The sequence below is a fragment of the Pseudomonas sp. GW460-LB5 genome, from assembly GCF_059423245.1.
Window position 1 is genome coordinate 57,874 of record NZ_JBWKXT010000004.1, and the last position, 11,574, is coordinate 69,447.

Annotated in this window: 7 protein-coding genes; 1 reads left to right on the plus strand and 6 read right to left on the minus strand. The window is 63.2% G+C overall.

Annotated elements, in window-relative coordinates; translation table 11 throughout:
• Positions 1 to 337: 337 nt before the first annotated feature.
• Positions 338 to 2,947, plus strand: a complete 2,610-nt coding sequence (gene acnB / locus AC07XM_RS04895; protein ID WP_016485917.1) for a bifunctional aconitate hydratase 2/2-methylisocitrate dehydratase — start codon at positions 338 to 340, stop codon at positions 2,945 to 2,947.
• 74 nt (positions 2,948 to 3,021) lie between these two features.
• Here acnB and prpD read toward each other — a convergent pair whose 3' ends face one another.
• From prpD to AC07XM_RS04925, 6 genes are all read right to left on the minus strand, one after another.
• Positions 3,022 to 4,506 (minus strand): 2-methylcitrate dehydratase, encoded by a 1,485-nt coding sequence (gene prpD, locus AC07XM_RS04900; RefSeq protein ID WP_016485916.1) that lies wholly within the window; start codon positions 4,504 to 4,506, stop codon positions 3,022 to 3,024.
• 72 nt (positions 4,507 to 4,578) lie between these two features.
• Entirely contained in the window at positions 4,579 to 5,769 is a 1,191-nt protein-coding gene (gene prpF, locus AC07XM_RS04905; protein WP_070086792.1) for a 2-methylaconitate cis-trans isomerase PrpF, read from the minus strand.
• A 150-nt stretch (positions 5,770 to 5,919) separates the two neighbouring features.
• A complete protein-coding gene (gene acnD, locus AC07XM_RS04910; RefSeq protein WP_102689237.1) occupies positions 5,920 to 8,508 on the minus strand; it encodes a Fe/S-dependent 2-methylisocitrate dehydratase AcnD in 2,589 nt (862 codons plus the stop codon).
• A gap of 193 nt (positions 8,509 to 8,701) precedes the next feature.
• Positions 8,702 to 9,829: a bifunctional 2-methylcitrate synthase/citrate synthase gene (gene prpC / locus AC07XM_RS04915; RefSeq protein WP_102689238.1), complete on the minus strand. Its 1,128-nt coding sequence runs from the start codon at positions 9,827 to 9,829 to the stop codon at positions 8,702 to 8,704.
• Positions 9,830 to 9,887: 58 nt separating this feature from the next.
• A complete protein-coding gene (gene prpB / locus AC07XM_RS04920) occupies positions 9,888 to 10,778 on the minus strand; it encodes a methylisocitrate lyase (protein ID WP_016485912.1) in 891 nt (296 codons plus the stop codon).
• A complete protein-coding gene (locus AC07XM_RS04925; RefSeq protein ID WP_016485911.1) occupies positions 10,775 to 11,491 on the minus strand; it encodes a GntR family transcriptional regulator in 717 nt (238 codons plus the stop codon). Before AC07XM_RS04925 ends, prpB begins: the two co-directional genes overlap by 4 nt.
• Positions 11,492 to 11,574: the final 83 nt, after the last annotated feature.

The window sequence follows — 11,574 nt, forward strand, 5'->3', positions numbered from 1 at the left end:
AAGTCATGTTCACCGCCTTACCTTCGGGCTTTTTTTGCCGTAGAATCATCCGGCCTTTTCGAAGGCAACAATGTCCGTTGGAAGCTGTTTTCAAAGCGTCACGAGCACAGTTAATCCGGTAGAACGGCGTTGGCCCGGGCCATGCACCCCTCGCATGCCCGTGCCAGCCCTCATCAGCTCCCCGTTCTGCAGGCGTAAAACTTTGAAAGCAGCTTCTGTAAGGATTCTTTGCGACTCTGGCTGGGCGGCCCACAAAGCCGGCGCAGCGCATGGGTGCATTGAATGCTGGATAAGCGTCCCGGACCCCCTTTAGGGACCACTGATGAGGGAAATAACTGTGCTTGAAGCCTACCGCAAACACATCGAAGAGCGTGCCGCCCTGGGTATCGTGCCCCAGCCGCTGAACGCCGAACAAACTGCAGGCCTGGTCGAGCTGCTGAAAAACCCGCCGGCCGGCGAAGAAGCCTTCCTCGTAGACCTGATCACCAACCGCGTACCGCCAGGGGTCGACGAAGCTGCCTACGTCAAGGCCGCTTTCCTCTCTGCTGTTGCCAAGGGCGAAGCCAAGTCGCCACTGATCGACCGCAAGCACGCCACCGAACTGCTGGGCACCATGCAGGGCGGCTACAACATCGAAACGCTGGTCGCACTGCTGGATGACGCCGAACTGGGCGCCGTCGCGGCCGAACAGCTCAAGCACACCCTGCTGATGTTCGATGCCTTCCACGACGTGGCCGAAAAAGCCAAGGCCGGCAACGCTCACGCCAAGGCCGTGCTGGACTCCTGGGCTGCCGGCGAGTGGTTCACCGCCCGCCCGGCCATCGCCGAGAAGTACACCCTGACCGTGTTCAAGGTGCCTGGCGAAACCAACACCGACGACCTGTCGCCTGCTCCGGACGCCTGGTCGCGCCCTGACATCCCGCTGCACGCCCTGGCCATGCTGAAAATGGCCCGCGACGGCATCGAGCCGCAGCAGCCTGGTTCGGTCGGCCCGCTGGCACAGATCGAAGCCGTCAAGGCCAAGGGCTTCCCGGTTGCCTATGTAGGTGACGTGGTCGGTACCGGCTCCTCGCGTAAATCCGCTACCAACTCGGTACTGTGGTTCTTCGGCGACGACATTCCGTACGTGCCGAACAAGCGCGCCGGTGGCTTCTGCTTCGGCACCAAGATCGCCCCGATCTTCTACAACACCATGGAAGACGCCGGCGCCCTGCCGATCGAATTCGACTGCACCAACCTGGGCATGGGCGACGTCATCGATGTTTACCCTTACAAAGGTGAAGTACGCCGTCACGGCAGCGACGAACTGGTCACCAACTTCGAGCTGAAAACCGAAGTGCTGCTGGACGAAGTCCGCGCTGGCGGCCGTATCCCGCTGATCGTTGGCCGTGGCCTGACCGAAAAAGCCCGCGCCGAGCTGGGCCTGGGTGCTTCCGACCTGTTCAAGAAACCCGAGCAGCCTGCCGATTCCGGCAAGGGCTTCACTCTGGCGCAAAAAATGGTTGGCCGTGCCTGTGGCCTGCCAGAAGGCCAGGGCGTGCGCCCAGGTGCTTACTGCGAGCCGAAGATGACCACCGTCGGTTCCCAGGACACCACTGGCCCGATGACCCGCGACGAGCTGAAAGACCTGGCGTGCCTGGGCTTCTCCGCTGACCTGGTCATGCAGTCGTTCTGCCACACCGCGGCCTATCCGAAGCCGATCGACGTCACCACCCACCACACCCTGCCAGACTTCATCCGCACCCGTGGCGGCGTGTCGTTGCGCCCAGGCGACGGTATCATCCACAGCTGGCTGAACCGCATGCTGATGCCTGACACCGTCGGTACCGGCGGCGACTCGCACACCCGCTTCCCGATCGGCATCTCGTTCCCGGCCGGTTCCGGCCTGGTGGCCTTCGCCGCCGCCACCGGCGTCATGCCGCTGGACATGCCAGAGTCGATCCTGGTGCGCTTCAAGGGCAAACTGCAACCCGGCATCACCCTGCGTGACCTGGTGCATGCCATCCCTTACTACGCCATCCAGAAAGGCCTGCTGACCGTCGAGAAGAAAGGCAAGAAAAACGCCTTCTCCGGCCGCATCCTGGAAATCGAAGGCCTGGACGAACTCACCGTCGAGCAAGCCTTCGAGCTGTCCGACGCCTCGGCCGAGCGTTCCGCTGCCGGTTGCACCATCAAGCTGCCAGAGAAGGCCATTGCCGAGTACCTGACGTCCAACATCACCCTGCTGCGCTGGATGATCGGCGAAGGCTACGGCGATGCCCGCACCCTGGAACGCCGCGCCCAGGCCATGGAAGCCTGGCTGGCCAACCCTGAGCTGCTGTCGGCCGACGCCGATGCCGAGTACGCCGAAATCATCGAAATTGACCTGGCCGACGTCAAAGAGCCCGTGCTCTGCGCGCCGAACGACCCGGACGACGCCCGCCTGCTGTCTTCGGTACAGGGCGAGAAGATCGACGAAGTGTTCATCGGTTCGTGCATGACCAACATCGGCCACTTCCGCGCTGCCGGCAAGCTGCTGGAGAAGGTCAAGGGCGGTATCCCGACCCGCCTGTGGCTGGCTCCGCCAACCAAGATGGATGCTCACCAGCTGACCGAAGAAGGCTACTACGGCATCTACGGCAAGGCCGGTGCGCGCATGGAAATGCCAGGCTGCTCGCTGTGCATGGGTAACCAGGCGCGTGTGCAGACCGGTTCGACCGTGGTCTCCACTTCGACCCGTAACTTCCCGAACCGTCTGGGCGATGCTACCAACGTGTACCTGGCATCGGCCGAGCTGGCTGCTGTCGCTTCGATCATCGGCAAGCTGCCGACCGTCGAAGAGTACATGCAGTACGCGAAAGACATCGACAGCATGGCTGCCGATGTATACCGCTACCTGAGCTTCGACCAGATCGCCGAGTTCCGCGAAGCGGCAGCCAACGCCAAGATCCCGGTGGTTCAGGCCTAAGCTGAGTTACAGGTTGTAAAGAAAGCCCCGGCAGCGATGCCGGGGCTTTTTTGTTTCAGGCTGTACTGGCAACCTCAGATCACAAACAAATCCACAAACCTGTGCACCGCCATCCCCTCCAGCCGCTGCTGGTCCTTGCACACATTCACAATCTGCGCACACCGCTGACGGGCAAATCGCGTCCCCAGGTTTGCCCTGAACTTGGCCTCCAGCAGCGGTATGCCCTCCCCGCGCCGCCGCCGGTGCCCGATCGGGTACTCCACCACGACCTGCGCGGTACTGCTGCCATCCTTGAAAAACACCTGCAGCGCGTTGGCAATCGAGCGCTTGTCCGGCTCCAGATACTCGCGACTGAAGCGCGGGTCTTCGACCACCTCCATCTTCTCGCGCAGGCGGTCGATGCTCGGGTGGTTGGCATGGAAGGCATCCTCATAATGCTCGGCCATCAAATGACCAAAGATCAGCGGTATCGCCACCATGTACTGCAGGCAGTGGTCACGATCGGCAGCATTGGCCAGCGGGCCACTCTTGGAAATGATGCGGATCGCCGACTCCTGAGTGGTGATGACGATACGGTCGATTTCATGCAGGCGGTTGCGTACCAGTGGATGCAGGGTTACCGCCGCCTCGCAGGCGGTCTGGGCGTGGAATTCGGCAGGGAAACTGACCTTGAACAGCACGTTTTCCATCACGTAGCTGCCCAAGGCCTGCGACACACGCAGCGCCTGCTGCCCGGCAGGTTTGAGTGCCAGGTCTTTGTTGGTATGGCTGAACAACACGTCGTAGAAGCCCCACTGAGGGGCCGTGAGCACGCTCGGCACGCCCATCTCCCCGCGCAGGGCGATATCGGCCAGGCGCACGCCCCGGCTGGAAGCATCACCAGCGGCCCAGGACTTGCGCGAACCTGCATTGGGCGCGTGGCGATAGGTACGCAGGGCCTGACCGTCGACAAAGGCGTGGGACAAGGCCGAGAGCATCTGCTCGCGATTGGCCCCCATCAGCCTGGCACACACGGCGGTTGAAGCCACCTTCACCAGAATCACATGATCGAGGCCGACGCGGTTGAATGAATTTTCCAGTGCCAGCACACCCTGGATCTCATGCGCCATGACCATGGCCTCAAGCACATCACGCATCAGCAGCGGTGCCTCACCTGCGGCTACATGTTTCTGGGACAGGTGATCAGCAACAGCCAGGATACCGCCAAGGTTATCCGAGGGATGAGCCCATTCAGCGGCCAGCCAGGTGTCGTTGTAGTCCAGCCAGCGCACCGTGCAGCCGATGTCCCAGGCAGCCTTGACCGGGTCCAGACGGTAGGCGGTGCCGGGGACGCGGGCACCATTGGGGACCAGCGTGCCTTCCACCTGAGGGCCGAGGAGCTTGGTGCATTCAGGGAAGCGCAGGGCCAGCAGGCCGCAGCCAAGGGTGTCCATCAGGCAATTGCGCGCGGTGTCCAGGGCCTCGAGGGACTCGACCCGGTAGCCGAGGGCGTAGTCGGCCAGGGTTTGCAGCACCCGGTCGTAGTCCGGGCGGTCGTTGAGGTCTACGTTGGCGCTCATATCCAGCTCCCTTCAGAATTGCCGGGGCTGCGGTGCAGCCCCAACGAACTAAAGCCGAGCGCCAGTGGTGCTTTAGAAGCTGTCGCCAGGCACGCGAACCCAGCCCTCCATCAGCACGCGAGCACTGCGGCTCATGATTGCCTTGGTTACTGTCCACTCCCCCCCCACCTGCCGCGCCTCGGCCCCGACCCGCAGGGTGCCCGAAGGGTGGCCAAAACGCACAGCGCTACGCTCGCCCCCACCAGCGGCGAGGTTGACCAGCGTGCCCGGAATGGCCGCCGCAGTGCCGATCGCCACCGCCGCCGTCCCCATCATGGCATGGTGCAGCTTGCCCATCGACAAGGCCCGCACCAACAGGTCGATATCACTTGCCTGCACCGACTTGCCACTGGACGCAGTGTAGGTGCTCGGTGGCGCAACGAACGCCACTTTTGGTGTGTGCTGACGCCCGGCAGCCTGTTCAACGTTGTCGATCAGCCCCATGCGCACGGCGCCATGGGCGCGAATGGTCTCGAACCGCAGCAGCGCCTGAGGGTCGCCGTTGATGGCGTCCTGCAGTTCGGTACCGGTGTAGCCGAGATCGGCAGCGTTGATAAAAATGGTCGGGATACCAGCATTGATCAAGGTCGCCTTGAAGGTGCCGACACCCGGCACTTCCAGGTCATCAATCAGCTGGCCGGTAGGGAACATGGCGCCGCCGTCGCCGTCTTCATCGGCTGCCGGGTCAAGAAACGCCAGTTGCACCTCGGCGGCCGGGAAGGTCACGCCGTCGAGCTCGAAATCGCCGGTCTCCTGGACTTCACCTTCGGTGATCGGGACGTGGGCGATGATGGTCTTGCCGATATTCGCCTGCCAGATACGCACCGTGGCGATGCCGTTGCGCGGAATGCGCGCCGGGTCGACCAGGCCGCTGCTGATGGCGAACGAACCCACTGCGGCGGACAGGTTGCCGCAGTTGCCGCTCCAGTCGACGAAGGCCTTGTCGATGCTGACCTGGCCGAACAGGTAGTCGACATCGTGCTCAGGCTTGATGCTTTGCGACAGGATCACGGTCTTGCTGGTGCTCGACGTCGCGCCGCCCATGCCGTCGATCTGCTTGCCGTAAGGGTCAGGGCTGCCAATGACCCGCAGCAGCAGTGCGTCGCGCGCGGGGCCGGGGATTTGCGCCTGTTCGGGCAGGTCTTGCAGGCGGAAGAACACGCCCTTGCTGGTGCCGCCACGGATATAGGTAGCGGGGATTTTGATCTGGGGTACATGTGCCATTGTCTTGGGCATCCTGATAGTCCGGTGAAATACCCTGGGGCTGCTATGCAGCCCTTTCGCGACACAAGGCCGCTCCCACAGGTACTGCGCCGCCCGTTGTGGGAGCGGCCTTGTGTCGCGATGGGCCGCAATGCGGCCCCCGATTCATGTTCAGGCGGTCGCTTCGAGGAAGTCCTGGGCAAAGCGCTGCAGCACGCCGCCCGCTTCGTAGATCGACACCTCCTCTGCAGTGTCCAGGCGGCAGGTCACCGGCACTTCCAGGCGCTCGCCAGTGGCGCGGGTAACCACCAACGTCAGGGTCGCCCGTGGCGTACGCGCGCCAATCACGTCATAGGTCTCGCTGCCGTCCAGGCCCAGAGTCTTGCGGTCGGTGCCTGGCTTGAACTCCAGCGGCAATACACCCATGCCCACCAGGTTGGTGCGGTGTATGCGCTCGAAGCCCTCGGCGACAATGGCCTCGACACCCGCCAGGCGCACGCCCTTGGCCGCCCAGTCACGGGACGAACCCTGGCCGTAGTCGGCGCCGGCAACAATGATCAGCGGCTGTTTACGCTGCATGTAAGTCTCGATTGCCTCCCACATGCGGGTGACCTTGCCTTCCGGCTCGATACGCGCCAGCGAGCCCTGCTTCACGCTACCGTCTTCCTTGCGCACCATTTCATTGAACAGCTTGGGGTTGGCGAAGGTGGCACGCTGAGCGGTCAGGTGGTCGCCACGGTGAGTGGCGTAGGAGTTGAAGTCCTCTTCCGGCAAGCCCATCTTCGCCAGGTACTCACCGGCGGCGCTGTCGAGCATGATGGCGTTGGACGGCGACAGGTGGTCGGTGGTGATGTTGTCCGGCAGTACCGCCAGCGGGCGCATGCCGCGCAGGGTACGCTCACCCGCCAATGCGCCTTCCCAGTACGGGGGGCGACGGATGTAGGTGCTCATCGGGCGCCAGTCATACAGCGGCGCCACCTTCGGCCCACGGTCTTCCTCGATGGCGAACATCGGGATATACACCTTGCGGAACTGTTCTGGCTTCACCGCAGCACGCACCACGGCATCAATCTCTTCATCACTCGGCCAGATGTCCTTGAGGCGGATTTCCTTGCCATCGACCACGCCCAGCACATCCTTTTCGATGTCGAAGCGGATGGTACCGGCAATGGCATAGGCCACCACCAGCGGCGGCGAGGCCAGGAAGGCCTGCTTGGCATACGGGTGGATACGCCCGTCGAAGTTGCGGTTGCCCGACAGCACGGCGGTGGCGTACAGGTCTCGGTCGATGATTTCTTGCTGGATCGCCGAGTCCAGGGCACCGGACATCCCGTTGCAGGTGGTGCAGGCGAAGGCGACGATGCCGAAACCGAGTTGCTCCAGCTCCTTCTCCAGCCCCGCTTCTTCCAGGTACAGCTGCACAGCCTTGGAACCTGGCGCCAGCGACGACTTGACCCACGGTTTGCGGGCCAGCCCCAGCCTGTTGGCATTGCGTGCAATCAGGCCAGCGGCGATCACGTTACGCGGGTTGCTGGTGTTGGTGCAGCTGGTGATCGCGGCAATGATTACCGCGCCGTCCGGCATCTGCCCAGGCACCTCTTCCCAGCTGCCGGCGATGCCTTTGGCTGCCAGGTCGCTGGTAGCCACGCGAGCGTGCGGGTTGGACGGGCCGGCCATATTGCGCACCACGCTCGCCAGGTCGAAGCGCAGGGTGCGCTCGTAGACGGCGCCGCCCAGGCTGTCAGCCCACAGGCCGGTGGCCTTGGCATAGGTTTCCACCAGCTTGACCTGCTGCTCTTCACGGCCGGTCAGGCGCAGGTAGTCGATGGTCTGCTGGTCGATGGCGAACATCGCTGCGGTGGCGCCGTATTCCGGCGCCATGTTGGAAATGGTGGCGCGGTCGCCCAGGGTCAGGGCCCGGGCACCTTCACCGTGAAACTCCAGATAGGCGCCAACTACCTTCTGTTTGCGCAGGAATTCGGTCAGGGCCAGCACCAGGTCGGTGGCGGTGATGTTCGGTGCCAGCTTGCCGGTCAGCTCGACGCCGACGATTTCCGGCAGGCGCATCCAGGAGGCGCGGCCGAGCATCACGTTCTCTGCTTCCAGGCCGCCCACGCCGATGGCGATCACGCCCAAGGCATCAACATGCGGGGTGTGGCTATCGGTGCCGACGCAGGTGTCCGGGTAGGCCACACCGCGGTCGTTGTGGATGACAGGCGACATCTTCTCCAGGTTGATCTGGTGCATGATGCCGTTGCCCGGCTGGATCACGTCGACGTTCTTGAACGCCTTCTTGGTCCAGTTGATGAAGTGAAAGCGGTCTTCGTTGCGGCGGTCTTCAATGGCGCGGTTCTTTTCGAAGGCCTGCGGGTCGAAGCCACCGCACTCCACTGCCAGCGAGTGGTCGACGATCAGTTGCACCGGTACCACCGGGTTGACGGCAGCTGGGTCGCCACCCTTCTCGGCAATGGCATCGCGCAGGCCGGCGAGGTCGACCAGCGCGGTCTGGCCGAGGATGTCGTGGCACACCACGCGGGCCGGGAACCATGGGAAGTCGAGGTCGCGCTGGCGCTCGATCAGCTGGCCCAGCGAGGCGTCGAGGGTTGCCGGGTCGCAGCGGCGCACCAGGTTCTCGGCGAGCACGCGGGACGTGTAAGGCAGGCCGTCGTAGGCGCCGGGCTTGATCGCCTCGACCGCCGCACGGGCATCGAAGTAGTCCAGGTCGGTGCCTGGCAGGTGCTTGCGAAATGCTGTGTTCATATCGTTATCAGGCTCGGTCACGGTACGGTCGTGGATAGCTTTCTAATTGCTGTCCTGTGTTGGCTGGTCCGGCTTCATCGCCGGCAAGCCAGCTGCTACAGGTGCAGCGCAAGCCTCAAGGGCGGTGCAACACCTGTAGGCGCTGGCTTGCCGGCGATGAGGCCGGACCAGGCCACCCCACAGGTTCGGTCTGTCAGCGCTGCTCGATGGGCACGAACTGACGCTGCTCGACGCCGACATACTCGGCGCTCGGGCGGATGATGCGGTTGTTGGCGCGCTGCTCGAAGACGTGCGCCGCCCAGCCGGTCAGGCGCGAACAGACGAAGATCGGGGTGAACAGCTTGGTCGGAATGCCCATGAAGTGATACGCCGACGCATGGTAGAAGTCAGCGTTGGGGAACAGGCGCTTCTGCTCCCACATGGTCTTGTCGATGGCTTCGGAAACCGGGTACAGCACGGTGTCGCCCACTTCGTCAGCCAACTGCTTCGACCAGCCCTTGATCACCTCGTTGCGCGGGTCGGACTCTTTGTAGATGGCGTGGCCAAAGCCCATGATCTTGTCCTTGCGCTCCAGCATGCGCAGCAGCTCGGCAGTGGCTTCCTGCGGGCTCTGGAAACGCTCGATCAACTCCATCGCTGCCTCGTTGGCCCCCCCGTGCAGCGGGCCGCGCAGCGAACCGATGGCGGCCGTGACGCAGGAGTACAGGTCGGACAAGGTCGACGCGCAGACGCGGGCGGTGAAGGTCGAGGCGTTGAACTCGTGCTCGGCGTAGAGGATCAGCGACACATTCATGACCTTGACGTGCAGCTCGCTCGGCTTCTTGCCGTGCACCAGATGCAGGAAGTGGCCGCCGAGCGTGTCTTCGTCACTGGTGCAGTCGATGCGTACGCCATGGTGGGTAAAGCGGTACCAGTAGCACATCACTGCCGGGAACAGCGCCAGCAAGCGGTCGGTCTTGTCACGCTGGGCTTCAAAGGTCAGCTCTGGCTCCAGGGTGCCCAACACCGAGCAACCGGTGCGCATCACGTCCATCGGGTGAGCGTCACGCGGGATACGTTCCAGGACTTCTTTCAAGGCTTGCGGCAGGTCACGCAGGCCCTTGAGCTTGCGCTTGTAGTCATCCAGCTCGGCCTGGGAGGGTAGTTCGCCGTACAGCAGCAGGTAAGCGACTTCTTCGAATTCGGCACCTGCTGCCAGGTCACGTACGTCGTAACCGCGATAGGTCAGCCCGGCACCGGCCTGGCCCACGGTCGACAGTGCGGTCTGGCCGGCCACCTGACCGCGCAGACCTGCGCCACTGAGTACTTTCGCTTCGGCCACGGTGTTTCTCCTTTCTTGAACTTGTTATGGATTTGCTCTGGCTAATTCGGGGTGTTGCTCAGCCTTTTTTCTGGGCAAACAGCGCGTCGAGGCTCTGCTCGAAGGCGTGATAACCAATGGCATCGTAGAGCTCCATGCGGGTCTGCATGGTGTCGATCACGTTTTTCTGGGTGCCGTCGCGGCGCAGCGCGGTGTATACGTTCTCGGCCGCCTTGTTCATGGCTCGGAACGCCGACAGCGGGTACAGCACCAGAGACACGTCGACCGAGGCCAGCTCTTCGGTGGTATACAGCGGCGTGGCGCCGAATTCGGTGATATTGGCCAGAATCGGTGCCTTCACCCGATCAGCGAACGTCTTGTACATCTGCAACTCGGTGATGGCCTCCGGGAAGATCATGTCGGCGCCAGCCTCGATGCACGCCTCGGCGCGATCAAGGGCTGCGTTCAGGCCTTCGACGGCCAGGGCATCGGTACGCGCCATGATCACGAAGCTGTCGTCGCTGCGGGCATCGACGGCCGCCTTGATGCGGTCGACCATTTCCTGCTGGCTGACGATTTCCTTGTTCGGGCGGTGGCCACAGCGTTTGGCGCCAACCTGGTCCTCGATATGGATGGCGGCAGCGCCGAACTTGCTCATCGAGCGCACGGTGCGGGCGACGTTGAAAGCCGACGCACCGAAGCCGGTGTCGACATCCACCAGCAACGGCACGTCGCACACGTCGGTAATCCGGCGCACATCGGTGAGCACGTCGTCCAGGCCGGTGATGCCCAGGTCCGGCAGGCCCAGCGAGCCTGCGGCCACACCGCCACCGGACAGGTAAATGGCCTTGAAGCCGGCGCGCTTGGCCAGCAGCGCATGGTTGGCGTTGATGGCGCCAACCACCTGCAGTGGATGCTCGGCGGCAACGGCATCGCGAAAACGCTGACCGGGGGTGCTCTTCACAGTCATTTCTCACCTCGTGGGCTGTTGTTGTGGGCGTCCAGATAGTGACGCTCGATGTTGCGCTTGGACGCGCCGATGTGGCGGCGCATCAGGAGTTCGGCCAGCTCGCCGTCACGGTCGGCGATGGCATCGAGTATGCGGTGGTGTTCGGCAAACGCCTGGCGTGGCCGATTGGGCGTGGCAGAGAACTGGATGCGATACATGCGCACCAATTGGTACAGTTCGCCGCACAGCATCTTGACCAAGGTCTGGTTGCCGCTGCCCTGGATGATCCGGTAATGGAAGTCGTAGTCGCCTTCCTGCTGGTAGTAACCCAGGCCGGCCTGAAACGCAGCATCGCGCTCATGGGTATCGAGCACCCGGCGCAGTTCGTCGATGTCGCCTTGGCTCATGCGCTCGGCAGCCAGGCGGCAGGCCATGCCTTCCAGCGACTCGCGAATTTCGTAGAGCTCGATCAGCTCGGCGTGGTTCAACGACACCACGCGCGCCCCAACATGCGGCACGCGCACTAACAGGCGCTGGCCCTCCAGGCGGTGGATGGCCTCGCGCAGCGGCCCGCGGCTGATGCCGTAGGTGCGCGCCAGCTCCGGCTCGGAAATCTTGCTGCCGGGGGCGATTTCGCCCTTGACGATGGCCGCCTGGATGCGCCTGAAGACGTTTTCAGACAAGGTTTCCGTTTCGTCTGTCAGCACCGGGCTGGGGGTGGAAAGGTCCTGCATATTGTCGACACCTTGAAAATCTATTCGCCAGAAGTTAGCGAAATAAAGCGACCCAGTCAAAGAAAAAATGAATATTGTCGACA

Excerpts from the sequence above, each read along its gene's own strand:
- prpB (WP_016485912.1), bottom strand. The coding sequence starts at position 10,778 with ATGACTGTGAAGAGCACCCCCGGTCAGCGTTTTCGCGATGCCGTTGCC.
- prpF (WP_070086792.1), bottom strand. The coding sequence starts at position 5,769 with ATGGCACATGTACCCCAGATCAAAATCCCCGCTACCTATATCCGTGGC.
- AC07XM_RS04925 (WP_016485911.1), bottom strand. The coding sequence starts at position 11,491 with ATGCAGGACCTTTCCACCCCCAGCCCGGTGCTGACAGACGAAACGGAA.
- prpD (WP_016485916.1), bottom strand. The coding sequence starts at position 4,506 with ATGAGCGCCAACGTAGACCTCAACGACCGCCCGGACTACGACCGGGTG.
- acnD (WP_102689237.1), bottom strand. The coding sequence starts at position 8,508 with ATGAACACAGCATTTCGCAAGCACCTGCCAGGCACCGACCTGGACTAC.